Consider the following 26,451-nt stretch of genomic DNA (forward strand, 5'->3'; position numbering starts at 1 on the left):
AGCGCAGCGAGGCAGAGATGAGCCTGCGCCGCGCCCTGGTTTCATCGCGCACGCGGCTGCTGCAGCGTTTTGCCCAGCCCAAGGGAGGCATGGGCTTTCTGGTCGACATGCGCGCCGAGTTGCTGGCCTTGCCCAAGGCGGAACAGCACTATGTGGCGCTGGATGCCGAGCTGGAGCATCTGTTCTCCAGCTGGTTCGATGTGGCCTTGCTGGAGCTCAAAAGCCTGAACTGGGATTCGCCGGCATCGCTGCTGGAGAAGCTGATCCAGTACGAGGCCGTGCACGATATCCGCAGCTGGGCCGATCTGAAGAATCGCCTCGACAGCGACCGTCGCTGCTATGGCTTCTTCCACCCGCGCATGCCCAATGTGCCGCTGATCTTTGTGGAGGTGGCACTGCTGGACAAGATGGCGGGCAGCATGGCTCCGCTGCTGGACGAGGCCGCAGCGGCAGCCGATCTGGCCAAGGCCAATACCGCCATCTTCTATTCCATCAGCAACACCCAGACCGGACTCAAGGGCGTGAGCTTCGGCGATTCGCTGATCAAGCATGTGGTGGAGACGCTCACGCAGGAGTTCCCCAAGCTCAAGCAGTTCGCCACGCTGTCGCCCATTCCGGGACTGCGTAGCTGGCTGAGCAAGAACGGCGATGCGGCACTGGCGGAGCTGGACGACAAGCAGAAGGCGGCCCTGGAAAAAGTCGCCGGAGGAGTGAGCGCTGCGCAATTGCTGGCTGCGCTGGACGATCCCGGTTCGCTGCCGGAGAAATCGGTGGTGCGTCAGGCAGCCATGTTCTGCGCAGCGCGCTATCTGGGTCGGGAAACTGCCAAGGGCCGTCCGCTGGATGCCGTGGCACGCTTTCACCTTGGCAACGGTGCGCGCGTGGAGCGCCTGAACTGGGCGGCAGACCTGTCGTCCAAGGGACTCAAGCAATCCATGGGGCTGATGGTCAACTATCTGTATGACCTGAAGCGCCTGGACAAGCACCGCAGCCTGTTGGCGCAGAGCAAGATTCCCGTTTCCTCGGAGATCGAATCGCTGTGCAAGGGATGAGTGCATCGCGACCCGCGCTGCGCACAGCCTGAGCCGGCTTTTGCTGCTGCGTCTCCCAACCACAAGTCCGGCTGCCGCAGAGCGGCTGACCGGACGAGCAGAGGAGACATACATGCGGGATTCTTGGGCAAAGAGCGTGGGTTTGCAGCGGCGCACGCTGCTTCGGTCGACAGGGGCGCTGCTGGCTGCCGGGGCATCGGGCTGGACGGGAATGGTCGGGGCATCGGAATGGCCGACCAGGCCGGTCACCCTGGTCGTGCCCTTTCCTGCCGGCGGCGGCACGGACACCTTTGCCAGACCGTTTTCTGCACAGTTCGCCAAGACCTCGGGCAAGACCCTGGTGATAGACAACCGCGGCGGCGCGGGCGGCACGCTGGGCGCCAGTATTGCGGCCAAGTCCGCCGCCGACGGCTACAACTTCTTCATGGGCGGCACCCATCATGTGATTGCGCCCTCGGTCTATCCCAAGCTCGACTACGACCTGGAGCGCGACTTCATCCCGCTGGCGCTGCTGGCCAGCGTGCCGCAGGTCGTGGTGGTCAATCCCAAGAAGGTGACGCATGCCACCTTGCAGGCGCTGGTGCAGGACTTGCGCTCCAACCCCGGCAAATACAACTATGCCTCGGCAGGGCCGGGGTCCTCGCACCATCTGGCGGGCGAGCTGTTCAAGCTGCAGACCAAGACCCAGATCACCCATATTCCCTACAAGGGCGCGGGACCGGCGCTGCAGGACCTGATCGCCGGCAATGTGGACATGCTGTTCGACGGCCTGGGCTCGTCGGCCCAGCACATCAAGGGTGGACGCATCAAGGCGCTGATGGTGGCCGGCACAAAGCGCAACCCTGCCTTTCCTGATGTGCCCTGCGCGGCGGAGTGCGGCCTGCCGGACTTCACCGTCACCACCTGGTATGGGCTGTGGGCGCCCAAGGGCACGCCAGCCGTCGTGCAGCAGCAGATGCTGGACGAGGTGCGCAAGATCGGAGCCGCCGAGGACATCAAGGCCGCCTGGGCCAAGAATGGCGCCGACTACGGGCAACTGAGCCAGCCGCAGTTTGCCGCCATGGTGCAAAGCGAGATCCAGCGCTGGGCGCACGTGGTCAAGGCGGCCAATGTGAAGATCGATTCCTGATTCCGCCGCCAAGCGGGACGGCCTTTGCCGGGCGCCCGTTTTGACGGGCGCATCTTTTCAGTGCCTGCTCCCGCCGGGCAGGCCGGTGCCGGGCCTATGATGGTCCCGGACCTTTTGCATTCACCGACAGCATCACGATCACCGACATGTCTCAAGCCAATCTTTTCAGCGCGCTGCGCGCTGCGTTTCCTGCGGATCTGACGAAAAATGCCGTGGAGGCCATCGAGCCCGATGGCTCCAGCCTCTACTACACCTGGGCTGATCTGGAGCATGGCAGTGCACGCATGGCGAATCTGCTGGCCTCGCTGGATCTTCCCGAAGGCAGCCGCATTGCGGTGCAGGTGGAAAAGTCGGTCGAAGCCATGATGCTCTACCTGGCCACGCTGCGCAGCGGCCATGTGTTCCTGCCGCTGAACACGGCCTACCAGAGCGCAGAGATGGAGTACTTCATCACGAATGCCGAGCCGGCCGTGGTGGTCTGCGCACCCGGCTGTTTCGGCTGGGTGTCCAAGATTGCGTTCAATCACGGTGTGGGCCATGTCTACACCCTGAGCACCGACCGCACGGGTAGCCTGCTGGAGCGCGCGGCCCACCATAGCGACGAGCACCAGGTCGTGCCGCGCCGCACCGACGATCTGGCGGCGATTCTCTACACCAGCGGCACCACGGGGCGCAGCAAGGGTGCCATGCTCAGCCACGGCAATCTGCTGAGCAATGCGGCCATGCTCAAGGTCTACTGGGGCTGGCAGGAAGGCGATGTGCTGATTCATGCGCTGCCCATCTTCCATGTGCATGGCCTGTTTGTGGCCATTCACGGGGCCTTGCTCAACGGCAGTCCCATGATCTGGTTTTCCCGCTTCGAGCCCGAGGCCGTCATGGCGCGCTTCAAGGATGCGACCGTCTTCATGGGCGTGCCGACCCTGTATGTGCGGATGCTGGCCGACGCCCGGCTGGACCGCGACATGGCCGCGCACATGCGTCTCTTCATCTCTGGTTCGGCCCCCATGCTGATCGAGACCTTCCGCGCCTGGAAGACACGCACCGGCCACACCATCCTGGAGCGCTACGGCATGAGCGAGACCATTATGCTGACCTCCAACCCCTATCAGGCCGATGCGCGCTACGGCAACGAGGCCGAGCGCCGCGGCGCAACCGTGGGTTTCCCGCTGCCGGGCGTGGGCGTGCGCATTCATGGCGACGACGGCAAGGCCTTGCCCGCAGGCGAGATCGGCAATATCGAAGTCCAGGGCCCCAATGTCTTCAAGGGCTACTGGCGCATGCCGGAGAAGACCGCCGAGGAGTTCACGGCCGACGGCTGGTTCAAGACCGGCGACGTGGGCATGCAGGATGCGCGCGGCTATTTCAGCATCGTCGGGCGCAGCAAGGACTTGATCATCTCGGGCGGCTACAACGTCTATCCGGCCGAGGTGGAGGGCTTCATCAACGATCTGGCCGGCGTGGACGAAAGCGCCCTGGTGGGCGTGCCGCACCCGGATTTTGGCGAGGTGGGCGTTGCCGTCATCGTGCCGCGCAAGGGCGCGCAGCTGGACGGGCAGCAGATTCTGGAGTCGCTCAAGGCCAGACTGGCCAATTTCAAGGTGCCCAAGCGTTGCTATGTGGTGGACAGCCTGCCGCGCAACACCATGGGCAAGGTCCAGAAAAAGCTGCTGCGCGACCAGTATCAGCAAGAGTTCTCCTGAAGCCGGCTGCTGCCCGGCGGCTCCGACCGGGCGTCAGGCGTTGGTTTTTGGCTGCACCATTGGCCGCATTTCAGGCGCTTGTCTTTTGACTTGACTCCTGAAAAGTGAGCTGTTTTCGCAGTCTGGCAGGCAAATTCAGTATTGAATCGGCCTAAAAATAAAGCAGCTTGTGCGCAAGCTGCTTTTAATTTGGGAGTGAAAAAACGGCCACCTCCGGGCGGCCTGTCTCACTGCATATCAGAGGCGCCGGGCAAGGCGCCGTCCTCTCAAGGCGAAGCCGCGAAGCGGCTCAGGCGAAGTCCATCAGCGCAGCACCAGCACGGGCACGGGCGAGTGCGTCAGCACATGCTGGGTTTCGCTGCCCAGCAGCAGACGCTGCAGTCCCTTGCGGCCATGCGACGCCATGACGATCAGGTCGCAGTCGTGCTTCTTGGCCGTTTCCACAATGGATTCGGCCACCAGATCGGAGTGGGCGATTTCGGTAGTGACATTGACCTTGCGCTCATGGCCGAAGGCTTTGACGCCGTTCAGCAGGGTCTGGGCCTGGCTGGTCCACTGCTCTTCGATGCGCTTGGCTTCCTTGATGTCCAGCAAATCACTGCCTTCCAGATAGCTGCGCGGATAGTGCGACACAACCTTGAGTGCAATCACGCTGGCGCCGCACAAAGCGGCCAGATCCAGGCCTGCATGCACAGCCTTGTCCGAGAGTTCAGTGCCATCAGTAGCAATCAAAATGCGGTTGTACATAGCTTTCTCCTTCAGGTTGTATGCGTTGTGGATACAAGCATATGTCGATTGGGCAGTTAACAGTTGATTAATGTCAAGGTGGGTATCATCTGGCGTAGTTACGCTTGAAACATGTCCCAACACACTACTGTCCAGCCCTCCGCGGCAGAGCGTGCTGTTGCTGACACCGGTTTCCTGAACTCGTCCCAGATGCACAGCCATCTGCTGGACGATCCGCAAGAATGGAGCTCGTTTGGCCGTCCCGCAGGCCAGAGCTCCAAGGCTCCAATCTCCGAGAACGCGACCGAATCCCCGGTGTGGGATTCCTTTGTGGTTTTGGAGGGCATGCACTGTGCTGCATGTGCGCTGACCATCGAGGAGGCGCTGCGAGCCGTCCCGGGAGTGCAGGCCGCCGAAGTCAGTGCCGCAACGCGTCGAGCCCGCGTCGAATGGCGTCCTGCCCAGGTGCTTCCATCGCAATGGATGGACGCCATCTCGCGTGCTGGCTATCGGGCCTTGCCCGCGCGCGATGCGTTTGCGCGCGAGCTGCGCCAGGCCGAGACGCGCCGTGCCCTGTGGCGCTGGCTGGTGGCCGGCCTGTGCATGATGCAGGTGATGATGTATGCATGGCCTGCCTACACGGCGCGTCCCGGCGATCTGTCGCTGGAGATGGAGACCTTGCTGCGCTGGGCCTCCTGGGTGATTTCTCTGCCCGTGGTGCTGTTTTGCTGCGGCCCCTTCTTCAAGAGCGCGCTCAAGGACATCAGCCAGCGCCGCGTGAGCATGGATCTGCCCGTGGCCATAGGCATGCTGATCACCTTCGTCATCAGCACGCTGGGTACTTTTGATCCCTCCGGTCCCTTTGGTCAGGAAGTCTTCTTCGACTCGCTGACCATGTTTGTCTTTTTCCTGCTCACGGGGCGCTGGCTGGAGCTGCGTCTGCGTGACCGCACGGCCGGTGCATTGGAAGCCGTGATGAACCGGCTGCCGGATTCGGTGCTGCGTCAGCAGCCTGACTCGGGCGAGTTCGAGCGTGTGGCCACACGTCGACTGTGCGCGGGCGATGTGGTGCGTGTGCTCACGGGCGAGGCTTTTCCCGCAGACGGCCGGATCCTGCGCGGTACTACCCATGCCGATGAGGCTCTTCTGACCGGCGAGTCCACTCCTGTTCTGCGTGCACAGGGCGATGCAGTCACCGCTGGCAGCTACAACCTGGACAGTGTTGTCGATGTGCGCGTGGATAGCGTGGGGGAGGGCACCCGCTTTGCGCAGATCGTGAATCTGATGGAAAGCGCTTCGCTGCAAAAGCCCACCTTGGCCCAGCTGGCCGACAGGGTGGCTCGTCCTTTCCTTGTCGTGGTGCTGCTGGCGGCGCTGGCTGCGGCCATCTGGTGGTGGCCTGTCGACCCGGGCAAGGCCATGATGGTGGCCGTGGCCGTGCTCATCGTCACCTGCCCCTGCGCGCTCTCACTGGCCACGCCCGTGGCCATGCTGACGGCGGCTGGCACCCTGGCGCGCAGCGGCGTGCTGGTGCGCAATCTGCAGGGGCTGGAGGCGCTGGCCACCGTGGATACGCTGGTGTTCGACAAGACCGGAACGCTGACGCGCGATGGTCTGGTGCTGCGCGCGCTGACACCCGCTGAAGGTCAAAACACTGATGACCTGCTGGCGTTGGCAGCCTTGCTGGCGCGTCAGTCCATGCATCCCGCTTCCAGGGCCCTGGCGCAGGCGGCCGAGGTGGTCGAGCTGCCTGCCAGTGCATGGCTGCTGGACTCCGTCCAGGAAGTTGCCGGCAGCGGCCTCGATGTCTGGGTGCAGGCGCGCAGCAATACCGCTGTGCGCCGCCATCTTCGTCTGGGCTCGGCCGCGCATTGCGGCGTGCCCGAGCTGGCACCGCATGAGCCGGGTCAGAGCGTGATGCTGGCCGAGGAATCGCAAGCTGGCTGGCAGCCCCTGGCGCAGTTCCATCTGAGCGAGGACGTGCGTCCCGAAGCGGCCCAGGTCATTGCCGATCTCGGGCGCCATGGCGTCAGTGTGCAACTGCTCTCGGGAGACCGCTCGGCAGCGGTGCAGACGGTGGCCGCCAGGCTGGGTATCGAGACTGCGCAGGGCGATTGCCAGCCGCAGGACAAGCTGGCTGCCCTGCAGGCCGCACAGGCGGCGGGGCACAAGGTCGCCATGGTTGGCGACGGCCTGAATGACGGGCCAGTTTTAGCCGGAGCGCATGTCTCTTTTGCGTTTGGCAATGCAGTGCCGCTGGCACAATCGCGAGCAGACTTCGTGGTACTGGGAGACAGCCTGGAGTTAGTGCTGCAAAGCCTGTTGCTGGCCCGACGGACCTTGTCCGTGGTGCGCCAGAACCTGAGCTGGGCAGCAGCCTATAACGCGATCTCTATTCCTCTGGCCCTGATGGGCTGGATGCCTGCCTGGCTGGCAGGGCTCGGCATGGCGCTGAGCTCCTTGCTGGTCGTCGCCAACGCAGCCCGTCTTGCACGTGCGTTGCCGCTGCAGGTTGCTGATAGCAACGCGTCCGCCTCTGCGCATCTTGCGCCGCGAGGCACCGTCATGCCACTGATTCAAGGAGGCCGTTGATGGACATTCTGTATGTGCTTATTCCGCTGTCGGTAGTTCTGGTCATGGCCATTGTGGCCGCCCTGTGGTGGGCCGTTTACCGGGGCCAGTTCGAGAGCGTGGAACAGGAAGGCGAGCGCATTCTTCGCGACGATTGATGTGGCTCAACGAGCCCAATGAGAAACCAGTGAACACTTTGCAAGAAATCTAAGAGGTGCCCGATGGAAGCAACAAATAACAATGCTGTCTATTACGACGACACCGTCGTAAGACAGTTCTCTATCATGGCCGTGGTATGGGGGGTGGTAGGTATGGCAGTGGGCGTGTTTATCGCGTCCCAGCTGGCCTGGCCGGAACTCAACTTCGGCATTCCCTGGCTGAGCTACGGACGTCTGCGTCCGCTGCATACCAATGCCGTGATCTTTGCCTTTGGTGGCTCGGCCTTGTTCGCCACCAGCTACTACGTGGTGCAACGCACCTGCCAGACCAAGCTGTTCATGCCCAAGCTGGCCAGCCTGACCTTCTGGGCCTGGCAACTGGTCATCGTGGCTGCGGCCATCAGCCTGCCCCTGGGATACACCCAGGGCAAGGAATATGCCGAGCTGGAATGGCCCATCGACCTGTTGATCACCGTGACCTGGGTGTCCTATGCCATCGTGTTCTTCGGCACCATCGGCATCCGCAAGGTCAAGCACATCTATGTGGCCAACTGGTTCTTCGGTGCTTTTATCCTGGCCGTGGCCTTGCTGCACGTGGTCAACAACGTCTCCATTCCTGCGGGCTGGATGAAGAGCTACTCGGCCTATGCCGGCGTGCAGGATGCCATGGTCCAGTGGTGGTATGGCCACAACGCCGTGGGCTTCTTCCTGACCGCAGGCTTCCTGGGCATGATGTATTACTTCATCCCCAAGCAGGCCGGTCGCCCCGTGTATTCGTACCGCCTGTCGATCGTGCACTTCTGGGCACTGATCTTCACCTATATGTGGGCCGGCCCTCACCACCTGCACTACACCGCGCTGCCCGACTGGGCCCAGTCGCTGGGCATGGTGTTCTCGCTGATCCTGCTGGCTCCCAGCTGGGGCGGCATGATCAACGGCATCATGACGCTGTCGGGTGCCTGGCACAAGCTGCGTGACGACCCCATCCTGCGCTTCCTGATCGTGTCCCTGTCGTTCTACGGCATGTCCACCTTCGAAGGCCCGATGATGGCCATCAAGACCGTCAACGCGCTGAGCCACTACACCGACTGGACCGTGGGCCACGTGCATTCCGGCGCTCTGGGCTGGGTGGGTCTGATCACCATGGGCTCTCTGTACTACCTGATTCCCCGTCTCTTCGGCCGCGAAAAAATGCACTCCGTGCCCGCGATCGAGCTGCACTTCTGGATGTCGACCATCGGCATCGTGCTGTACATCGCCGCGATGTGGATTGCCGGTGTGATGCAGGGCCTGATGTGGCGCGCCATCAACCCCGACGGCACGCTGACCTACACCTTCGTCGAAAGCGTGAAGGCGACCTATCCCTTCTACGTGATTCGCGTGACCGGCGGTCTGCTGTATCTGGGCGGCATGCTGGTGATGGCATGGAATACCTGGAAGACCGCAATGGCCGGCCGTTCCGTCAAGGTGGCAGTGCCTGCCGTGGTGGCTCACGCCTGAGCATTGAGGAGCAAAAGCAATGTCTGATCAAAATAACGCAGTTCCCAAGAGCTCTTTGCACGAGAAGATCGAGACCAGCAACTTTCTGCTGATCGCGCTGACGCTGTTCGTGCTGACCATTGGCGGTCTGGTGGAAATCGTGCCGCTGTTCTTCCAGAAGTCCACGACCGAAGCCGTGGCGGGCCTCAAGCCCTACACACCGCTGCAACTGATGGGCCGTGACGTCTATCTGCGCGAAGGTTGCTACAACTGCCACTCGCAGATGATCCGCCCCTTCCGCGCCGAGACCATGCGCTACGGCCACTACTCGGTGGCTGGCGAGTTCGTCTACGACCACCCCTTCCAGTGGGGCTCCAAGCGCACCGGCCCCGATCTGCACCGTGTGGGCGGCAAGTACAGCGACGAATGGCATCGCATCCACCTGAACAACCCGCGTGATCTGGTGCCCGAGTCCAACATGCCTGCCTATCCCTGGCTGGAAGCGACCAAGGTGGATGACTCTGCCGTGGCAACGCGCATGAGCGCCTTGCGCAAAGTGGGTGTGCCTTATACCGATGCGGAGATCGCCGGGGCTCAGGCCGAAGTCAAGGACAAGACCGAGATGGAGGCCGTGATCTCCTATCTGCAGGTCCTGGGTCGCGCCGTCAAGTAACAGAGGAGGGACTGGAAAATGGATATCACCACCATGCGTGTTCTGGCCACACTGGCTTCGCTGGCGTGCTTCGTGGGCATCTGGTGGTGGGCGTTTGCCCGCCGTAACCAGGCCCGTTTCGACGAGGCAGCTCAGCTTCCCTTCCTGGAAGACTGAGTCTGATCACTACAACGAGAACATCCCATGAGCGACTTCTTTAACAACTTCTGGTCCGTGTATATCGCGGCTGTTTCGCTGATCGGCATCCTCGGCTGCTTCTTGCTGCTGGTGCTGGTGGCGCGCCGCAAGGTCGTTCCTTCCGCGGACAACACCACCGGTCACGTCTGGGACGAAGACCTGCGCGAGCTCAACAACCCCATGCCCAAATGGTGGATGGGTCTGTTCGTGATCACCGTGGTCTTCAGCCTGGCCTACCTGGTGGCCTACCCGGGTCTGGGTTCCTTCAAGGGCGAGCTGGACTGGACCCAGTATGGTGCTTATGACAAGGAGATGGAAAAGGCCCGTGTCGACCTGGAGCCCATGTACGCCAAGTTCGTCAGCATGCCCACCGAAGAAATGGCCAAGGACCCCCAGGCCATGGCCATCGGCGAGCGTCTGTTCATGAACAACTGCGCGCAATGCCACGGCTCCGATGCACGCGGCAGCAAGAGCTTTCCCAATCTGAGCGACGGTGACTGGCTGCATGGCGGCACACCCGACAAGATCAAGGAAACCATCACCAACGGCCGCATCGGCGTGATGCCTCCCATGGCAGCTGCCGTGGGCTCGGCGGAAGATGTGCGCAATGTGGCTCACTATGTGCTGAGCCTGTCGGGCAGCCCCCACGATGCCGTCAAGGCTTCGCAGGGCAAGTCCAAGTTCGTGGCCTGCGCGGCTTGCCACGGCATGGATGGCAAGGGCAACCAGGCGCTTGGCGCACCCAACCTGACCGATGACATCTGGCTGCATGGCTGGGGCGAGTCCGTTATTGTCGACATGGTCAACCATGGCAAGATGAACGAGATGCCTGCTCAGAAGGACAAGCTGACCGAGGCGCAGATCGCGGTGCTGGCCTCCTATGTCTGGGGGCTGTCCAACGCAAGCGCCCAGAAGTAAGACGGGTGATGAAGGCGGTGCCAAGGCACCGCCTTTTTCGCGTTTGAGTTTTCAGTAATTACAAAAATATTAAGGAACTGCGATGCCCTGCGATCCGGAGAAACCTCGCAAAGTCATACCGATCACGGCTGAGCCTGTGGACGGCGGCCAGGAATATATGCCCATGTTCGCCTCCGAACAGAAGGTGTACTCGCGCGCCATCAGTGGCGTCTTCTCGCGCTGGCGCTGGATCATGGTGTTCCTGACCCAGATCGTCTTCTACGGCCTGCCGTGGCTGCAGTGGGGCGAGCGCCAGATGGTGCTGTTCGACCTTGGGGCACGGCGCTTCTATCTGTTCGGGCTGGTGCTCTACCCGCAGGACTTCATCTACCTGACAGGGCTGCTCATCATCAGCGCGCTGGGGCTGTTTCTGTTTACCGCGGTGGCCGGGCGTCTGTGGTGCGGCTTTTCCTGTCCGCAGACGGTCTATACCGAGATCTTCATGTGGATCGAGAGCAAGGTCGAGGGAGACCGCAGCGCCCGCATGCGCATCGACAAGCATGGCTGGACCTTCGAGAAAATCTGGAAGAAGTCGCTCAAGCAGTTCCTCTGGATTGTTCTGTCCCTTTGGACCGGATTCACCTTTGTCGGCTACTTCGTGCCCATCCGTGAACTGGGTGTGGAGCTGATGGCCTTCCAGGGCAGCTGGCAGATTTTCTGGGTGCTGTTCTACGGCTTTGCCACGTACGGCAATGCCGGCTATATGCGCGAGCAGGTCTGCAAGTACATGTGCCCCTATGCACGCTTCCAGAGCGCCATGTTCGACAAGGACACCATGATCGTCAGCTACGACGTCCAGCGTGGTGAAGCGCGCGGGCCGCGCAGAAAAGACGTGGACTACAAGGCGCAGGGTCTGGGTGACTGCATAGACTGCAAGCTTTGCGTTCAGGTCTGCCCCGTGGGCATCGACATCCGCAAGGGGTTGCAGTACGAGTGCATTGGCTGCGGTCTGTGCATCGATGCCTGCAACTCCGTGATGGACAAGATGGAGTACCCGCGCGGCCTGATCCGCCTGACCACGCAGAACGCCGTGGCCAAGCTCTGGAAGCAGGCGCAGGTGATACGGCGCATCTTCCGCCCGCGCGTGCTGATCTACTCGACCGTGCTGCTGGCGCTGAGCGCAGCCATGATCGCCAGCCTGGTACTGCGCGAGCCCCTCAAGGTCGACGTGATTCGCGACCGCGCCGCGCTGTCGCGCATCGTGGCTGGCGGCAAGCTCGAAAACGTCTATCGCCTGCAGATCATGAATGCGACCGAGTCCGAGCAGCGCTATCGCATCAGCGCCACGGGGCTGGATCAGCTGGAGGTAGTATCCGAGCAGGAAGTCTCGGTAGGTCCGGCCGAGACGCGCGGCATTGCGGTGCGCCTGCAGATCCCCTATGGCTCGGCTGCTTCCGGCTCGCACCCCGTGCATTTCAATGTGGATGCGCTGACGGCTGGGGCCGGACGCATCTCCGAAAAGTCCGTGTTCCTGGTGCCGCGCTAGGCCTGCGGCATGCATCGCGACAGCCACGCAAGGGCATCGCGAATCAGCAACAATTGATGCTGCCCGATTGCAGATTTGCAATTGGGCAGCCAGATTTCTGAAAAGAGGTTTAACCATGTCGGCAGCACAAGCCAAGGCCCTGCAAAAGGCCAAGATCATCCACCCCGAGGACGGCAAGCCCTGGTGGAAGTTTGCCCATGTCTGGCTCGTCATCGCCGGTCCCGCCGTGGTGGTGGTCGCGGGCATCGTGACCGCCTATATCGCCATGAGCAAGCCGGATCCCGTGATCGACCCCGACTACTATCGTCACGGCATTGAGATCAACCAGCGCCTCACCGAGAGCGAAAAAAGCCTGGCGCCAGCAGTGACGGGGCGCAACCATGCCGCGACGCCGGCCAAGGACCATCCGCTGGATCGCTGACCGAGATTTCAACGCATCCCAAGGCCACTTCCGCGGCCTTTTTTTGCGGCCCTGGTTGCAGGCTTTTCTGTAGCCGGTGTGCCGTGACGGCGTTCTATGTCTTGGTCGACAGAAGAGTCGGGAGGGCCCCTGCAGTTCTCGGCTGCCGGCAAGGGATGGCCGGGTGGAGTTCAACAACAGGAGCGCATAGCGCTTTGTTAAAGGCTATTTCAGATAGATATAGACCTCAAATCGATACACATAAAGCGCTGGAAGCTCTTCAAATAATAGCGGTCCAGGGTTTCCCATCTGAGTGCATGCCCTTGGTATGTCTGGGAAGGTCATGGCAATTGTGCAAAATAGGTTCAAACCCACAGGCCAAGGAGAATCGCGATGGATGCTCGACGCTGGATGTGGATTGTCTGGCCGGCTTTTCTGGCCGCGGCAATCATGGAAATGGTGGTATTTGCCTTTGTGGACCCGCTGGATATGCACTGGCTGGGCTCGCCACTGGAATGGTCGCGCAATGGCATTTACACCCTGGCCTTTTTTGCCTTCTGGGCGGTCACCGTGTTCAGCGGACTGATGACCGTCATGCTGGGGCGTTCGGCCAGCGATCTGAACCAGGGCATAGTCTCGGAGCCCCTGGTCGAGTAAGGTGCTGCGCACAGGACCGCAGTTTCGAACAGGTGGCGGCTCCGGATGGAGGGGCTGGCCGCTCGCTGTGTCGGCGGCCCTGTTAGCGGAAACTCCTGGCAGGCATTCGCCGCCATCAAAAAAGCCCGCTGTCTGCGGGCTTTGTCTTGAGGGCTGCTGTCGAAGTCAGTCCTGGCATTGCTGGCTGTTGACGATGCGCCTGAGCGCCTCGGTATCCAGAATGCGCAGATGGCGCTGTCGGACTTCGATGATGCCTTCCTCGGCGAACTTGGAGAAGGTGCGACTCACGGTCTCCAGCTTGAGGCCCAGATAGCTGCCGATTTCTTCACGCGTCATGCGCAGTACCAGCTCCGACTTCGAAAAGCCGCGTGCCGACAGACGCTGCACCAAGTTCAGCACAAAGGCCGCCAGACGCTCTTCGGCACGCATGCTGCCCAGCAGCAGCATCACGCCATGCTCGCGCACGATTTCGCGGCTCATGACCTTGTGCACATGATTTTGCAGTGCCGTGACTTCGCGCGAGAGCTGTTCGAGCTTGTCGAAAGGCATGATGCAGACTTCGGCATCTTCCAGCGCCACGGCATCGCAGGTGTGGTGGTCGTTGACGATACCGTCCAGACCGATGATCTCGCCGGCCATCTGAAAGCCCGTGACCTGGTCGCGACCGTCTTCGGTGGCCACGCTGGTCTTGAAGAAGCCGGTGCGAATGGCGTACAGCGAGGTGAACTCCTCGCCGTTGCGAAACAGCAGCCCGCCCCGTTTCACCTTGCGGCGCGTGGCCACAATTTCGTCAATGCGCTCCATTTGTTCATCGTCCAGGCCCATGGGCATGCACAGTTCACGCAGATTGCAGTTGGAGCAGGATGCTTTGATGGTCTGAAGATTCATGGGCTTTTCAGCAACGGCACAGACAGACTTGGAATGGAGAGTCGCGCCGGTCATTGACCTCGTAGTTAGTGATGAGTTGGATCAAATTGTCGCAGTACTTGCCTTGCGCTCTCTTGATATTCATCAAGGACAGTTGGATTGCCTTGGGGCACATTGTTTGCATTCATTCAAAAACATGTGCTTCTGCCCATTATGGGCATGATTTCCAGGATCTGATTTTCTTTGAAATCTGCTCAATGTGGAGTGTGGGCGCACCCTAACTTTCAGTTATGACCGCAGTCACGCCCGAGTTGCTGAGCCGCTTTGATATTCCCGGCCCGCGCTACACATCATTTCCAACAGCCGACCGTTTTGTTGAGGCTTTTGGTGCAGACGACTATATCCTGGCATTGAAACAACGCAAGACGCATTCGAGCTCACGTGCCTTGCCTTTGTCCGTTTATGTGCATGTGCCATTTTGCGAGTCGCTTTGCTATTACTGCGCCTGCAACAAGATCGTGACCAAGCATCATGAGAAGGCTGCCGAATATCTGGATTATCTGGGCCGTGAACTGGCCATGCATACCGAGCATTGCGGCAAAGGCCAGCTGGTAAGCCAGTTGCATCTGGGAGGCGGTACGCCGACCTTCTTCAGCGATGCCGAACTGCAGCAGTTGATGCTTCTGATGCGTGAGCATTTCAAGCTCGATCCAGCCGGCGAGTATTCCATCGAGGTCGATCCGCGTACCGTGAGCAACGAGAGGCTGAAGACACTCAAGGACATGGGCTTTAATCGCCTGAGCTTTGGCGTGCAGGATTTTGACCCCGCGGTGCAGAAAGCGGTGCACCGGGAGCAGCCAGCCGAGCAAGTCTTTGAGCTGGTGGCCGAGGCCCGCCGTCTGGGCTTTGTCTCCATCAATGTGGACCTCATCTACGGTTTGCCCAAGCAGACATCCGAGTCTTTTGCGCGAACGCTGGCCCAGGTCAACGAGTTGCGTCCCGACCGTATTGCTCTGTATGCCTATGCGCATCTGCCCGAGCGCTTCAAGCCGCAAAGGCGTATTGCATCGGCTGACTTGCCCATGGGACAGGAGAAGCTGAACATGCTCTCCGGCGCAATTGATGCCTTCATGAATGGCGGCTATGTCTATGTGGGCATGGATCACTTTGCGCTGCCCGACGACTCTCTGGCCATCGCCAAGCGTCAGGGGCGCCTGCATCGCAACTTCCAGGGCTACAGCACCCAGCCCGATTGCGACCTGATTGCACTGGGCGTATCGGCCATCGGCAAGGTGGGCGCCACCTACAGCCAGAACGTCAAGACCCTGGAAGAGTATTACGACGCCATTGATGGCGGCATGCTGCCCGTGCAGCGCGGATTGGCGCTCTCGCGTGACGATCTGGTGCGCAGAGCCATCATCATGGCCATCATGTGTCAGGGCTCCGTCCTGTATGAGCCGATGGAGCAGGCCTGGCTGATCAATTTCCGCGAGTACTTTGCTCGGGAGTTGGCTGCACTGGGGGAAATGCAGCGCAATGGCCTGGTTCAGCTATCCGACGAGGGCTTCAAGGTCACGGGCCTGGGCTGGTTTTTCGTGCGCGGAGTAGCCATGCTGTTTGATCGATATTTGCAGGCCGACCGAAACCGCACGCGCTTTTCGCGCATCATCTAGCGCATGTTGTTTTCGCTGGTCTGGACTGCTTTGATCATGGGGCTCGTGGGTGGGCCCCATTGTCTTGTGATGTGCGCTGCGCCCTGCAGCGTCGTGACGGGCGCAAGGCCTGCCAGCGACGGCCAGGTCATCGCCTTGCACGGCCTGCAAAAACGCCAATGGCTGCGCACCAGTTTGTTTCATCTGGGACGCATTGCCGGCTATGCCCTGCTGGGCGGAGTGGCGGCTGTGGCCATGGAGAGTCTGGCCTGGCTGACCAGTCAGACAACGGCCTTGCAGAAGCTCTGGACGCTGATGCATGTCGCGGTCATGGCCTGGGGTCTGGCCATGCTGGTGCAGGCGCGACAACCGGTGTGGCTGGAGCAGGCGGGGCGCTCTGTCTGGGCCAGGGTCCAGCCCTGGGTCGTCGCCCCGGGAGGGAGCCTGGCCGCGGGCTTTGCCTGGGCCCTGATGCCTTGCGGCTTGCTTTATTCGGCAGTGCTGGTGGCCGCGCTGAGTGGCGGAGTCTGGCAAGGTGCTCTGTCAATGGCGGCGTTTGCCATTGGCGGCGCAGTGTGGTTGCTGGCGGGCCCCTGGTTGTGGCAGCTGGGGCAGTCGCATCTCAATGCATTGCGGGCGCGCTGGGGCACCAGAATTGCGGGTTTGATGCTGATTGGTGTTGCGAGTTGGGCTTTGTGGATGGATCTGGTCTACAAACCCAGCCTTTGGTGCCGATAAGTCACACAGGAGGGGAATGTTGGTGCAGTTTGCATCCCAACAGACCCTAGTCATGGTTGAGCAGTCATGGAACTGCGGAATAATGTCTCATCTTGTGTGTAGCGCTCAAAGTGAATCGTTTCGTTGCTATTGATATCGGACAACTGCGAATTGGCATGTATGTCCATCTGGAGACTGGCTGGTTGCGCCACCCGTTTCCCGTCAGCAGCTTCAAGATTGTCAATGACGAGCAGTTGCAGACGCTCAGGACCCTGAAGCTCAAGGCCGTACAGGTTGATCTCTCCAGAAGCGATCTGGAGGAGGCTGTCACGCCTTCCGTCGCGCCTCCTCGGCCTGTTGTGAGCCATCCGGACAGCGATGCGCATGCCTGGCGAGACAGCATTCTGGGGGTGCAGTCCCGGTTTCTGGGTGCGGTTTCCGTATTTGACGATGTTCAGGCCCTGTTGCCTGCCAACCCCGAGCGGGCGCGCGCCACGACGGATCAGCTGGTTGCGCAGCAAGTCGTCAAACTGGCGCAGGCTCGTGATCTGAGTCTGCATCTGCTCGCGGATACGGGCGGTGCCACATTCGGTGTTCATGGAGTGAACGTTTCCGTGCTGAGCCTGTTGCTGGGCAAGACACTGGGCTTGCGCAACGATGTGCTGCAGGATCTGGGCACGGCAGCGTTGCTGCATGACATCGGCAAGCCAGGGCTGGAGATTTCCGCGTCGGCCAATGCACTGAATCAAGGCACGGATCGCATGCCGCTGCGAGAGACCGCCTATGCACGGCATGTGGGAGAGTCGGTGGCGTTGGCCCTGTCCATGGGCTATCCTCCTTCGGTCACGACGGCCATCGCCCAGCACCATGAGTGGGCCGATGGATCGGGCTTTCCGCTTGGCCTGCTGGCGACCGATATGGATATTGCCGGACAGATACTGGCGCTGGCCAACAATTTCGAGCGTTTGTGCAATCTGCCACTGCAAGGCAACGAAATGACGCCCCATGAAGCCATGGCCGCACTGTACGGGCAGTATCGCCAGCGTTATGCACCTGAAGTGCTCAAGGCATTCGTGCAGACTCTGGGTGTCTATCCGCCGGGGTCCTTGGTGGAGCTCAGCGACGGGCGCATGGGGGTAGTGGTGTCCGTCAATACCAGCCAGTCTCTCAAGCCGCAGGTGCTGACCTATGACACGCAGACGGCGCAGAAGTTGCGGTTCGTCGATTTGCTTGAATATGTGGGTTTGGGGATTCGGCGTGGTTTGACGCGTAATCAGCTATCGCGCAATGCGCTGGAAGCTTTACAGCCACAAAGACGTCTTTGCTATTTTTTTGACAGTTCTGCAGCACCTGCTGTCGAGAAAGATCTCGCGTGACCATGCCGCAGAGTTTTCTGATCGACCCTCTGCTCGCCGCCATGCTCGATGGCTTGCAGGAGGCCGTCTGGCTGCTGGATGCGCAGAGCCTGCGCGTGCTTCATGCCAATGCGGCCAGCACGCAGCTCACGGGTTACACCCCTGAGCAGGCACGGGAGCAGTATGTCGATGTGCTTTGCGCTTCCCTGGTGCAGAAGGCGTTCTGGCAGGACGCTTCCAATTGGGTGGGCGGCGCGAAATTTCTCACGGAGATCTGTAAGGCGGATGGATCGTTGACGGCCGTGGAGATGGGGGTTGGCTCCATCGCCCAGAACCCGCGCTGGTTGTTGCTCACCATGCTCGACCGCAGCGAGCAGTTGCGGCATGAAAGCGAGCTGGACATGCTGCTTGCGGAGTTGCGGGCGACGCTGGAGTCCACCGCAGACGGCATGCTGGTCTGCGATCTGCGCGGCGGCATTCGCGCCTTCAACCATCGTTTCGCAGAGCTGTGGCAACTGCCCGAATCCCTGCTCGTGCAACGTGACGACGAGGCCATCTTCGCCCATCTTGAAGCGCAGACCATCAGCAGCGAGAGCCAGTTCACGCTGTTGCAGGAGGCGCAGGATCTGTCGGCACCCGAGACCTCGGAGGTGCTGCAACTGCTAAGCGGTCGGGTGCTGGAGCGTCGTTCCGTGCCTCAGCTCAGTCGCGGTGTGGCGATAGGGCGGATCTATTCCTACCGGGATATCACGGCGGAATCCAGTTCAGCGACCGAGCTGCGTCTCGCGGCGCGCGTGTTCGAGTCCAGCCTGGACGGCATCTTCATCGCCGATGCCGCGGGCGTCATTGTGCAGATCAACCCGGCGGGCGTGCAGTTGCTGCATGGAAGGTCGGTGCTGGGTCTTGCCGCCTGGGCGCTGTTCGAGTCCGAAGGCGGCCCTGTTTCCGATCTGCTGGAGCTGGCATCCGCGCGCTGGGATGTGGGCAGTTTCTGGGAGGGCAATCTTTGGCTCAAGCAGAGCGACGGTCAGCGTTGCGCGGTCTGGCTGTCCTGGGTGGCATTGCGCGACGGCTATGGTCGTCTGGTGCAGAGCATTGGCTTCATGCGCGACATGACCATGCAGCGCAGTGCCCAAAAGCAGATCGAGCAGCTTGCCTATAGCGATGCCCTCACCGGATTACCCAACCGCCTGAGCTTGAGCCGCCATGTACAGGCCGCCATCACCGCTGCGCGCTTTACGCAGCAGCCTTTCAGCATTCTGTTTCTGGATCTGGACCGCTTCAAGATCATCAACGACTCTCTGGGTCATGACTTTGGCGATCGGGTGCTCAAGCTGGTTGCTCAGCGGCTGGGCGGATTGTTGCGCCCTGCCGACGTGCTGTGTCGCCAGGGAGGGGACGAGTTCGTGCTCTATCTGCATGACTGCACCGGAGAGGGCGCTTCGGCCGTGGCCGCCCGCATTCTGGAAGAGATGCGTCAGCCCTTCATGCTCGACGGCCTGGGTTTTTCCGTGCAATGCAGCATTGGCGCGGCGCAGTTTCCTGCGGATGGGTTGACGCTTGATGAGCTGATTCGTCAGGCCGATATCGCCATGTATCGCGTCAAGGAGCGCGGACGCGGCAATTTCAGTTTCTACCAGCCGCAGATGAGTGCAGGCCTGCTCTCACGCATGAAGCTGGAGCACGCTATGCGCCAGGCTCTGGACAAGGGGCATATGGCCGTGCACTTCCAGCCCCAGGTTCATATCCGCTCGGGTCGCATTGTGGCAGCGGAGGCCTTGCTGCGCTGGACGGATCCGGAGCTGGGCGTGATCTCTCCGGCGGCCTTCATTCCGCTGGCCGAAGAGTCCGGCTATGTGGTTGCACTTGATGCCTGGGTGCTGGAGCAGTCGGTACAGGAGGCCGCGCGCTGGCTGGCCATGGGCAAGCCCGTCAAGGTGTCGGTCAATGTCTCGGCACTGGAGTTCAGGCAGCCGGACTTTGTGGATCGCCTCAAGCGCGTGCTGGAAGCCAGCGGCTTGCCGGCCCAATGGCTGGAGCTGGAATTGACCGAGAGCATCCTGCTGCAGGAAGCACAGGAAATGGCCTTGCGCGTGCATCAGATTGCAGAGCTGGGCGTGGGCCTTGTGATCGATGACTTCGGCACCGGCTATTCGAGCCTGGCCTATTTGAAAAAACTGCCGATCTCCAAGATCAAGATCGACCAGAGCTTTGTGCGCGGCCTGCCTCACGACGCGGGAGACAAGGCCATCGTAGGCGCCATCATCAGCATGGGGCAGGCCCTGGGCGTGGAGCTGGTGGCCGAAGGTGTGGAAACGCAGGAGCAGTGCCAGGCCATAGAGCAGCTGCAGGGCGACTACTTTCAAGGCTATCTGTGTTCGCCGGCCTTGCCAGCGGAGCAGTTCAGAAAGCGCCTGGATCAAGGCGCATCCGAGCAGGCATCCGGCGCACAGCCGTACTCGCCGGACGAAGATGGCAGCGGTATTCATATTGCAGGTCTGCAATAGACACTGGGCATGCGTTTGCGCTAGGTTTTCCATCGTCTGATTTGACGATGCGTAGTCTATGAGGGCTCGGCAAGATCAGGGCATTTCTTGGGCCGACTGCCGGGCACCTACAACAATGAACAATGCGTGCAGAGTTGAGCAACTGTGCAGTGCTGATGGGCCGGATTTTTTGAGATAGCCAATGCCCAAAAGCGAATACGCAAGTTTTGACTTCTACAACTACCGCTCGGCCGCTCTAGAAGCCGTAAATGGTTTTTCTGTCGGCTTTTCTGCTCCGAGGCATGTCGAGTCCAGTGCAGCTGGCTCGCTGGATGAAACTCCGCTTATCAGCACCGAAGCCATGAGTCTGCTGATTGCAGCGCTGTATGAGTCCGCCATGGATCCGCAGCACTGGAAGGTTTTTCTGGAACTGCTGCGTTCTTGTGCCAATGGCAACTACGCCTCGCTCGTGGTGCGCGACCCCCATGGTGAGAATGTGGGCTGGGTAATCTCGGCAACCGGAGGCCGTTCGGAGGTCATTCCCTACGACCCCTATGCGCAGTGGAGTCCGTTTCTCGGCATTGCCAAGGACCAGGTGCTCACCTTGCGGGATGTGATGACGGAGTCCGAATGGCATTCCTGCCGCTACTACACCGACTGGTGCAAGGGGGTGGACATTGAGCACATTCTGGCCGTGGACGTCATGACCGATAACGGCTGCTCCTATGGCTGGCGTATCACGCGGTCTGCGAGCGCCGGTGCATTCGAGTCACGGCAGCTGGACCTGGTGCGCATGCTGGTGCCTCACCTCAGGCGGGTGCTGAACATGCAGCTGAATCTGCACCGTGACCGGCAGGTCATATCGTTATATGGGCGTGCCACTGCGCAGCTGATGATGGGGGTGGTCATTCTCGATCAGGCCGGGAAAATGATAGAGGCCAACCCAGCGGCGACAACCATTCTGAATCTGGGCGATGGCATACGGGTCAACAACGGAGCGCTTGAAGCCGTCTATGCGAATGACAATCGCAAGCTGCAGCGTCTGATCCGCGATGCGCTGCTTTCGCCCAGGCTGGAGCGGGCTTCGATGACGGAGGGTATGTCCATCACTCGCCAGTCCGGTCAGCTGAATTGGGGCGTGGTGGTGCAGAGCATCTCTGCCGATGAATGGACTGAAGGCAAGCAGCGTCCCAGCGTAGCGGTTTTTCTGCGCGATACGACGGGCAAGGCGGAGCCGCCCGTCAAGCTCACGCAGCAGCTCTTCCATCTGACTCCTGCCGAAACCGCAGTGGCCACGCATTTGAGCAACGGCATGTCTTTGGAAGAGGCTGCGGAGGCTCTGGGCATCAAACCCAATACCGCGCGAGCCCATCTGCGTTCCATTTTTTCCAAGACTGGGGTTCGTCGTCAGACAGAGTTGGTGCGACTTTTTCTCAACAGTGTGGCCTGGCTGGGCAATCAATGATTCCGGCCCGGACCCGCAAGCTCGTCTGCACGAGGGCTCTCGCGTCTTGCGCAGTTTGGACTTGATCGCTTCCGGGTCATGCCGCACGCGCATTGTGCAAGCAGGTACCTGCTCTGGCGCGCTGTAGTGCTGCTCTAGCGCGACCGTTGGGCTGGAGTTGTTCCTACATGTCGACGAAACCGTTTCCTGGCGAATGTCTAGGGAATATGAATCCGGAAGTCCTAAGCTGCAGGTCTGTTTCGCTGCTGAAGGGTTTTGTCGGAACTATCCGGGTAGACAACTCCCGATACATGAACTCGATCGCGCCCCGCATTTTTGGCTTGATAGAGCAGTTGATCAGCTTCTTTCAGCGCTTGCTCAAGCTGGAATGACTGAGTGATCGAAGAAATGCCAAAGCTCATGGTCAGTTTGGGGCCCGATGGAAGAACCGGATTCTTGGCCCCGAGGTCACGCTGGATGCGCTGGGCAATGAGCTCTGCATCGCACGGTGTTATGTCGGTCAACAGCATCACAAACTCTTCGCCGCCGAATCGGGCGACCAGATCCTGCTCCCGCACATTGTTTTGCAAGGTCGCTGAGACAAGCTGCAGCACTTTGTCGCCACGTTCGTGGCCCCAGGCATCGTTGATGCGTTTGAAGTGGTCTATATCGCAGGCTAGCACGGCCATGGGGTAGAGCCTCGGATCATCCAGCCGCTTTTGGGCATGCTCCTGAAAAGAGCGGCGATTCAGTACCTGGGTCAATGCATCAAAGTCACGTTCCCTGCGCAGCTTGTCCATGGTTTCCTTCACTGCAATGGCGGTCATCACCACGGTGAAGAGCAGCGAGAAATTGAGAATGCTCACCAGCGTCAGAATCCAATAGGGCGACCTTGGCAGGGAGCGCAGATCCGAGTATCCAAGCAGCCAGATCAGGGCGGGCCGAGTGAAGGTGTAGGCAGTGAAGATGATGCTCAGCCAGAGCAGCGATCGATCGAGCCAGTCAAACGAGTTCTTCCTCGAGCGCACCTGCAGTATGGGCAGTAGTAAAACAAGACCGGAGCCTATGCTGAAAGAGCTCACCCGAGCCCAGACGTTGGGTTCGACCCGGCTGAACTGATACAGCGCTGCCAAGGTGGCGATGGCTATCACCGATACCGCATAGGGCTGGGTCGATACGCGCCATCTCTCCGACCAGCTCTTGGCAAGACACCAGGCACTCAGCAGGTAGAAGCTGCCGATGTGCAAGGCGTAGTGATTGAGTTCCTCCAGGGGCAGCAGGCTTTGCACACCGAGAGGCAGGGCGGTGAGCGAATAGGCGCAAGCTTGCCAGAGCAGAAAGCGCTGAGATCTTTGAGCGAGCCAGGCGATGATCAATATGGCTGCGAGAGCCAGTATTGCCAGTGATGGCGTCAGAACCAGGAGGAAGTCGTTGTTCGCGAACATCTGACCAGAGCCTTCTCGACCAAAGATCGAAACGCAGCAGCATTGCCTGCTCTCCAAATACAAAGCGACAGGCGACAGTAGCCATTCATACAGCCTGATATGTGACTTCACAAGCTATCGCAATGCCTATTGCCGATCTGCGTCATCTGGACCTGGGTACAGATGGTTGTCAATGTGGCCGCAGAGAGGAACGAGCTTGGGATTCAGAAGGGCCTCTGAACAAAAAAAGCACGCTTGGTCATGGACGGGCGGAGTGGGAGAATACTTCGACTAGTCTCTTTGTCGGGTTCGAGATGCCCTTGTTTCGTACCGCTGCGTTGACCTGTTTGGCGATGGCTGCCTTTGCGGCCAATTCACTTTTGTGTCGGCTGGCGCTGCAATCCCACTCTATTGATGCGGCAAGCTTTACGGCGGTACGCCTGGCTTCAGGCGCAGCAGTATTGGCGTTGGTTGTGGGCTTGAGGCGAGCCTCCTGCGTTGGCGTAGGCAACTGGTGGTCGGCCGGTTTTTTGTTCGCTTATGCCGCAGCTTTCTCATTCGCCTATGGGAGTCTTTCGGCTGCGGCTGGCGCTCTGCTGCTGTTCGGGGCGGTACAGGCAACGATGGTGGGTGTCGGCCTTTGCCGCGGCGAGAAACTTGCACCACGGAAGTGGGGCGGTCTGATGCTGGCCTTTGGCGGCTTGGTGGTGCTGCTGCGACCCGGATTATCGGCACCGCCCCTGGGCGCGGCTCTGCTCATGATTTTCGCTGGGGTCTCCTGGGGTCTGTACTCCTTGCGCGGAAAAGGGGCCACTGACCCGATTGGCGTGACGGCAGGCAATTTTCTTCGGACCGTACCTCTTGCCTTGCTGCTGCCCCTGCTGATGCAGGGCCGAGCCTCATTGAGCTATGCGGGGCTGGCATATGCGCTGTGCTCAGGGATGCTGACCTCGGGGCTGGGATACGTCGCGTGGTATGCCGCACTGCCTCATCTGAAGGCGGGAGCTGCGGCATCCGTGCAGCTCAGCGTTCCGTTGCTGGCAGCCATCGGTGCTGTTTCCTTGCTCGGAGAGCCTTGGACCATGCGGTTGACACTGGCCGGTGCCGCCATTCTGGGCGGGATTGCATTGGTGATGGTTTCTTCCCCGATCGGTGGACCTGTTTCATCAGCGAAGTAGCTGCTTATTGTTGCAGGCCGATGTGGCGCCAGAACGACCTCCGATCGGCTCCTGCACATGCTCTTGGAGATGGAAGCTTCAGAAACAAAAAAGCCACCGGTCAGGTGGCCTGTAGTCGTTGAGGGGGACTGCTTAGAAGGCGTCGACGCTGTATTCACCTTCGGGTGGGTTCTGAGACAGCATGCTCAGAACTTCCTCCGGGGAACGCGGATCAGGCATCGGCGTCATGATCTCTTGATTCGTCGCTTTGAGTTCTGGATAGGCGGCGTACAGGTAGGTCATGGCTACTCCTTGAAGAGGTGAATAGAAGCTGATTTGTTTCTTTTTAACGCTTGATGATGTCAGTTGGTTGACAGAAATGTAAACGTGGAACTGCCGGCATGCTTGTGCAGGAACTGCATGGCTCTTTCGTCCAGCCATTTGTCGTATCCCCTTGTGCTCGGGCATGCGCTATGCAGTCTCCGTGTTGGGAAAGATGGCTTCTTTGCAGGGGAGATGGAGCAGAGCAGCTCCCGGCAGATGGTGAGCGCCCATGTCCCATGGATTCAGGGCTTCCAAAAGCAAAGCGCGCGATTTGCGGGCTGGTGTACGCATTAGGTAGGCAAAGCGGCTGTTCAACAAGAAATTACAAACGGCCTGCCCAGCAGGAATAGCCTGAAAGGCTCCAATTTTTCAAGGAGTTGCCATGAAAGCGCTATTTTTGGTGGCGGCGGTTGCCAGCATGCTGGCAGCTTGTTCCATGATGCCGGGGCGCGATGCAGGATCCAATGCCCAGCAGACCATGGGGAGCAGTGATGTGCGCTATGAATGGGGGCGTGGGGCGTATCAGGGGCCCGGCACCACGGCGCTATGGTCCGGCGGGGATGACACTTCCGGAGGCCTGGGCTGGCGTCGTGATTAGGGGCAAGGTCACAGCTGAAGCAGCCATTGGCGGGCCGTCATTGAATATCAGACACTCGAGTCCGTTTCTTCAGGCTGGGCATGCTCTGTCGTCCAGTTGGCCGGGCGAGTTGTCACTGGAGGGCGGAACTGTGACGTCCAGCCATGGGGGCAGATGCAAGCGGCTTTGTTGGCTATTGCTCCGGCAATGAAGCTGATTCTTGCTCTCCGTATGTTCCATGTTCATCCAGACCGCCAATGCCGAATGCTTGGGTGAGTTGACCAGTCCTAGTCGCTGACTGCAGCGCTGGATAGCAGATCGATCAGCAATCTGGCTGCGGGGGCGACATAGCTTTGCTCGCGGTATGTGACAACCAGTCGCCGGGTCATGGTGGTTTCCTTGATGGGCACTTCGCGCAGGCGTGATGCGGCAGGGGAACTCTCCAGGTGATGGCGTGAGATGAAGCTGAGCAGCTTGGTCTCGGCGATCAATGTGGGCAGCATCAAGAGCATGGTGCTTTCCACCTGCACACGAGGGCGAGGCAGGCGCTTGCGGTCAAACGCGTGATCAAGCCAGTCTCTGGTAGGAGCGCCAGGAGGTTGCAGCACCCAGCGATATGCCGTCAGATCGCGCAAGTTTGCTTGCATGCGGTGTATTTCATGCTCTGCACTGGCTGCCACGACGATGGTGTCCGAGGTCAGCACCTGTGAAATGTAGCCAGGCTCATCCGGGCCTTCGGTGCCCACCAGCAAGTCAATCATCCCCGCCTGCAGTTGCGGGCGCAGCGTGTCGACCAGGCCCACCACGGTTCGCAAGGTGACTTCCGGAGCCTGGGCCATGAGCTGGCGTGCAGCTTTCGGCAACAGAAATTGGGCGGCGGTAGGCACGATGCCCACGCGAATATGGCCGCGCAGGCCGAGTGCCATGTCTGCGATTTCTCGCTTGGCATCCTCGGTGTCAAAGCGCAGGCGCTGAGCCCATTTGAGCAAAACCTGGCCGGCAGCCGTCAAGCGGATGCCGCGACCTGATTTTTCGAACAAGAGTGCGCCGCACTCTGCTTCCAGCCGGCGGATGCAGCTCGTCAAAGCCGGCTGGGTGCGGTGCAGGCGTTCTGTGGCCTGCCCGATATGTTCGAGCTCCGCAATGGTTTCGAAGTAGCGAAGATCACGCAGGTCCATAGCAAAAGAAAGATTGATGGATTTGAAAAAATTATCGGTTGGACTGTATCTTTTGAAGCATCAATACTCAAGCACATCACAAAAAAGCCGGCGCTGTGGCCGGCA

Annotated in this window: 24 protein-coding genes; 19 read left to right on the forward strand and 5 right to left on the reverse strand. The window is 60.3% G+C overall.

Annotated elements, in window-relative coordinates; genetic code table 11:
* The 3 genes from ACLBXN_RS05860 to ACLBXN_RS05870 form a co-directional block, all read left to right on the forward strand.
* Nucleotides 1–1,052: malonyl-CoA decarboxylase (locus ACLBXN_RS05860; RefSeq protein WP_447611461.1), on the forward strand; the 1,052-nt coding region annotated here is incomplete at its 5' end.
* Between the two features lie 112 nt (nucleotides 1,053–1,164).
* Nucleotides 1,165–2,181: a Bug family tripartite tricarboxylate transporter substrate binding protein gene (locus tag ACLBXN_RS05865; RefSeq protein ID WP_447611462.1), complete on the forward strand. Its 1,017-nt coding sequence runs from the start codon at nucleotides 1,165–1,167 to the stop codon at nucleotides 2,179–2,181.
* 146 nt (nucleotides 2,182–2,327) lie between these two features.
* Nucleotides 2,328–3,881, forward strand: coding sequence for a malonate--CoA ligase (locus tag ACLBXN_RS05870; protein WP_447611463.1), 1,554 nt, complete (start codon nucleotides 2,328–2,330; stop codon nucleotides 3,879–3,881).
* Nucleotides 3,882–4,184: 303 nt separating this feature from the next.
* On the opposite strand, the gene ACLBXN_RS05875 is transcribed toward ACLBXN_RS05870, so the two are convergent.
* Nucleotides 4,185–4,628 carry a universal stress protein gene (locus tag ACLBXN_RS05875; RefSeq protein WP_043004499.1) on the reverse strand — a complete coding sequence of 148 codons (444 nt, stop codon included), beginning with the start codon at nucleotides 4,626–4,628 and terminating at the stop codon, nucleotides 4,185–4,187.
* Nucleotides 4,629–4,817: 189 nt separating this feature from the next.
* On the opposite strand from ACLBXN_RS05875, the gene ACLBXN_RS05880 reads away from it, so the two are divergent.
* From ACLBXN_RS05880 to ACLBXN_RS05920, 9 genes are all read left to right on the forward strand, one after another.
* Complete coding sequence (locus ACLBXN_RS05880) at nucleotides 4,818–7,199, forward strand: heavy metal translocating P-type ATPase (protein ID WP_447611616.1); 2,382 nt, start codon at nucleotides 4,818–4,820, stop codon at nucleotides 7,197–7,199.
* Nucleotides 7,199–7,336, forward strand: a complete 138-nt coding sequence (ccoS, locus tag ACLBXN_RS05885) for a cbb3-type cytochrome oxidase assembly protein CcoS (protein ID WP_003056328.1) — start codon at nucleotides 7,199–7,201, stop codon at nucleotides 7,334–7,336. Before ACLBXN_RS05880 ends, ccoS begins: the two co-directional genes overlap by 1 nt.
* A gap of 63 nt (nucleotides 7,337–7,399) precedes the next feature.
* Nucleotides 7,400–8,836, forward strand: a complete 1,437-nt coding sequence (gene ccoN / locus ACLBXN_RS05890) for a cytochrome-c oxidase, cbb3-type subunit I (protein WP_167010284.1) — start codon at nucleotides 7,400–7,402, stop codon at nucleotides 8,834–8,836.
* Between the two features lie 19 nt (nucleotides 8,837–8,855).
* Nucleotides 8,856–9,488 carry a cytochrome-c oxidase, cbb3-type subunit II gene (gene ccoO, locus ACLBXN_RS05895; RefSeq protein ID WP_043004504.1) on the forward strand — a complete coding sequence of 211 codons (633 nt, stop codon included), beginning with the start codon at nucleotides 8,856–8,858 and terminating at the stop codon, nucleotides 9,486–9,488.
* 18 nt (nucleotides 9,489–9,506) lie between these two features.
* On the forward strand, nucleotides 9,507–9,644 hold the full coding sequence (locus ACLBXN_RS05900; protein WP_043004505.1) for a CcoQ/FixQ family Cbb3-type cytochrome c oxidase assembly chaperone: 138 nt from the start codon (nucleotides 9,507–9,509) through the stop codon (nucleotides 9,642–9,644).
* Nucleotides 9,645–9,671: 27 nt separating this feature from the next.
* Nucleotides 9,672–10,583 (forward strand): cytochrome-c oxidase, cbb3-type subunit III, encoded by a 912-nt coding sequence (gene ccoP, locus ACLBXN_RS05905; protein ID WP_003056318.1) that lies wholly within the window; start codon nucleotides 9,672–9,674, stop codon nucleotides 10,581–10,583.
* Nucleotides 10,584–10,665: 82 nt separating this feature from the next.
* Complete coding sequence (ccoG, locus tag ACLBXN_RS05910) at nucleotides 10,666–12,108, forward strand: cytochrome c oxidase accessory protein CcoG (RefSeq protein ID WP_291608083.1); 1,443 nt, start codon at nucleotides 10,666–10,668, stop codon at nucleotides 12,106–12,108.
* 115 nt (nucleotides 12,109–12,223) lie between these two features.
* On the forward strand, nucleotides 12,224–12,529 hold the full coding sequence (locus ACLBXN_RS05915; RefSeq protein ID WP_043004508.1) for a FixH family protein: 306 nt from the start codon (nucleotides 12,224–12,226) through the stop codon (nucleotides 12,527–12,529).
* Between the two features lie 372 nt (nucleotides 12,530–12,901).
* Nucleotides 12,902–13,165, forward strand: coding sequence for a hypothetical protein (locus ACLBXN_RS05920; RefSeq protein ID WP_343677909.1), 264 nt, complete (start codon nucleotides 12,902–12,904; stop codon nucleotides 13,163–13,165).
* A 165-nt stretch (nucleotides 13,166–13,330) separates the two neighbouring features.
* Here ACLBXN_RS05920 and fnr read toward each other — a convergent pair whose 3' ends face one another.
* Nucleotides 13,331–14,053, reverse strand: a complete 723-nt coding sequence (gene fnr, locus ACLBXN_RS05925) for a fumarate/nitrate reduction transcriptional regulator Fnr (RefSeq protein WP_029158640.1) — start codon at nucleotides 14,051–14,053, stop codon at nucleotides 13,331–13,333.
* Nucleotides 14,054–14,322: 269 nt separating this feature from the next.
* Here fnr and hemN point away from each other — a divergent pair, with 269 nt between their 5' ends.
* The 5 genes from hemN (at nucleotide 14,323) to ACLBXN_RS05950 (ending at nucleotide 21,707) form a co-directional block, all read left to right on the forward strand.
* Entirely contained in the window at nucleotides 14,323–15,705 is a 1,383-nt protein-coding gene (gene hemN / locus ACLBXN_RS05930) for an oxygen-independent coproporphyrinogen III oxidase (RefSeq protein WP_447611464.1), read from the forward strand.
* A 3-nt stretch (nucleotides 15,706–15,708) separates the two neighbouring features.
* Entirely contained in the window at nucleotides 15,709–16,422 is a 714-nt protein-coding gene (locus ACLBXN_RS05935) for a sulfite exporter TauE/SafE family protein (protein WP_447611465.1), read from the forward strand.
* A 110-nt stretch (nucleotides 16,423–16,532) separates the two neighbouring features.
* Nucleotides 16,533–17,777 carry an HD-GYP domain-containing protein gene (locus tag ACLBXN_RS05940; RefSeq protein ID WP_447611466.1) on the forward strand — a complete coding sequence of 415 codons (1,245 nt, stop codon included), beginning with the start codon at nucleotides 16,533–16,535 and terminating at the stop codon, nucleotides 17,775–17,777.
* Nucleotides 17,778–17,779: 2 nt separating this feature from the next.
* Nucleotides 17,780–20,263 (forward strand): sensor domain-containing protein, encoded by a 2,484-nt coding sequence (locus tag ACLBXN_RS05945; protein ID WP_447611467.1) that lies wholly within the window; start codon nucleotides 17,780–17,782, stop codon nucleotides 20,261–20,263.
* Between the two features lie 181 nt (nucleotides 20,264–20,444).
* Nucleotides 20,445–21,707: a helix-turn-helix transcriptional regulator gene (locus ACLBXN_RS05950; protein ID WP_447611468.1), complete on the forward strand. Its 1,263-nt coding sequence runs from the start codon at nucleotides 20,445–20,447 to the stop codon at nucleotides 21,705–21,707.
* Nucleotides 21,708–21,928: 221 nt separating this feature from the next.
* On the opposite strand, the gene ACLBXN_RS05955 is transcribed toward ACLBXN_RS05950, so the two are convergent.
* Nucleotides 21,929–23,131 (reverse strand): GGDEF domain-containing protein, encoded by a 1,203-nt coding sequence (locus ACLBXN_RS05955; protein ID WP_447611469.1) that lies wholly within the window; start codon nucleotides 23,129–23,131, stop codon nucleotides 21,929–21,931.
* Nucleotides 23,132–23,424: 293 nt separating this feature from the next.
* Between ACLBXN_RS05955 and ACLBXN_RS05960 the strand changes: the two genes are divergently transcribed.
* Nucleotides 23,425–24,288 (forward strand): DMT family transporter, encoded by an 864-nt coding sequence (locus ACLBXN_RS05960; RefSeq protein ID WP_447611617.1) that lies wholly within the window; start codon nucleotides 23,425–23,427, stop codon nucleotides 24,286–24,288.
* Nucleotides 24,289–24,420: 132 nt separating this feature from the next.
* On the opposite strand, the gene ACLBXN_RS05965 is transcribed toward ACLBXN_RS05960, so the two are convergent.
* Complete coding sequence (locus tag ACLBXN_RS05965) at nucleotides 24,421–24,570, reverse strand: hypothetical protein (protein ID WP_003056286.1); 150 nt, start codon at nucleotides 24,568–24,570, stop codon at nucleotides 24,421–24,423.
* Nucleotides 24,571–24,973: 403 nt separating this feature from the next.
* Between ACLBXN_RS05965 and ACLBXN_RS05970 the strand changes: the two genes are divergently transcribed.
* The gene (locus ACLBXN_RS05970; protein WP_211455921.1) at nucleotides 24,974–25,189 is read left to right on the forward strand and encodes a hypothetical protein; all 216 of its coding nucleotides are present in this window, start codon (nucleotides 24,974–24,976) and stop codon (nucleotides 25,187–25,189) included.
* A gap of 266 nt (nucleotides 25,190–25,455) precedes the next feature.
* Here ACLBXN_RS05970 and ACLBXN_RS05975 read toward each other — a convergent pair whose 3' ends face one another.
* Complete coding sequence (locus ACLBXN_RS05975) at nucleotides 25,456–26,346, reverse strand: LysR family transcriptional regulator (RefSeq protein WP_447611470.1); 891 nt, start codon at nucleotides 26,344–26,346, stop codon at nucleotides 25,456–25,458.
* Between the last annotated feature and the right edge of the window lie 105 nt (nucleotides 26,347–26,451).

Source organism: Comamonas sp. C24C (assembly GCF_053345995.1).

Coding starts and splice junctions, on each gene's coding strand:
- fnr (WP_029158640.1), bottom strand. CDS start 14,053: ATGAATCTTCAGACCATCAAAGCATCCTGCTCCAACTGCAATCTGCGT.
- ccoO (WP_043004504.1), top strand. CDS start 8,856: ATGTCTGATCAAAATAACGCAGTTCCCAAGAGCTCTTTGCACGAGAAG.
- ACLBXN_RS05875 (WP_043004499.1), bottom strand. CDS start 4,628: ATGTACAACCGCATTTTGATTGCTACTGATGGCACTGAACTCTCGGAC.
- ACLBXN_RS05920 (WP_343677909.1), top strand. CDS start 12,902: ATGGATGCTCGACGCTGGATGTGGATTGTCTGGCCGGCTTTTCTGGCC.
- ccoG (WP_291608083.1), top strand. CDS start 10,666: ATGCCCTGCGATCCGGAGAAACCTCGCAAAGTCATACCGATCACGGCT.
- ACLBXN_RS05865 (WP_447611462.1), top strand. CDS start 1,165: ATGCGGGATTCTTGGGCAAAGAGCGTGGGTTTGCAGCGGCGCACGCTG.
- ccoS (WP_003056328.1), top strand. CDS start 7,199: ATGGACATTCTGTATGTGCTTATTCCGCTGTCGGTAGTTCTGGTCATG.
- ACLBXN_RS05945 (WP_447611467.1), top strand. CDS start 17,780: ATGCCGCAGAGTTTTCTGATCGACCCTCTGCTCGCCGCCATGCTCGAT.
- ccoP (WP_003056318.1), top strand. CDS start 9,672: ATGAGCGACTTCTTTAACAACTTCTGGTCCGTGTATATCGCGGCTGTT.
- ACLBXN_RS05935 (WP_447611465.1), top strand. CDS start 15,709: ATGTTGTTTTCGCTGGTCTGGACTGCTTTGATCATGGGGCTCGTGGGT.
- ACLBXN_RS05950 (WP_447611468.1), top strand. CDS start 20,445: ATGCCCAAAAGCGAATACGCAAGTTTTGACTTCTACAACTACCGCTCG.
- ACLBXN_RS05915 (WP_043004508.1), top strand. CDS start 12,224: ATGTCGGCAGCACAAGCCAAGGCCCTGCAAAAGGCCAAGATCATCCAC.
- ACLBXN_RS05880 (WP_447611616.1), top strand. CDS start 4,818: ATGCACAGCCATCTGCTGGACGATCCGCAAGAATGGAGCTCGTTTGGC.
- hemN (WP_447611464.1), top strand. CDS start 14,323: ATGACCGCAGTCACGCCCGAGTTGCTGAGCCGCTTTGATATTCCCGGC.
- ccoN (WP_167010284.1), top strand. CDS start 7,400: ATGGAAGCAACAAATAACAATGCTGTCTATTACGACGACACCGTCGTA.
- ACLBXN_RS05900 (WP_043004505.1), top strand. CDS start 9,507: ATGGATATCACCACCATGCGTGTTCTGGCCACACTGGCTTCGCTGGCG.
- ACLBXN_RS05960 (WP_447611617.1), top strand. CDS start 23,425: ATGCCCTTGTTTCGTACCGCTGCGTTGACCTGTTTGGCGATGGCTGCC.
- ACLBXN_RS05975 (WP_447611470.1), bottom strand. CDS start 26,346: ATGGACCTGCGTGATCTTCGCTACTTCGAAACCATTGCGGAGCTCGAA.
- ACLBXN_RS05970 (WP_211455921.1), top strand. CDS start 24,974: ATGAAAGCGCTATTTTTGGTGGCGGCGGTTGCCAGCATGCTGGCAGCT.
- ACLBXN_RS05870 (WP_447611463.1), top strand. CDS start 2,328: ATGTCTCAAGCCAATCTTTTCAGCGCGCTGCGCGCTGCGTTTCCTGCG.
- ACLBXN_RS05965 (WP_003056286.1), bottom strand. CDS start 24,570: ATGACCTACCTGTACGCCGCCTATCCAGAACTCAAAGCGACGAATCAA.
- ACLBXN_RS05955 (WP_447611469.1), bottom strand. CDS start 23,131: ATGTTCGCGAACAACGACTTCCTCCTGGTTCTGACGCCATCACTGGCA.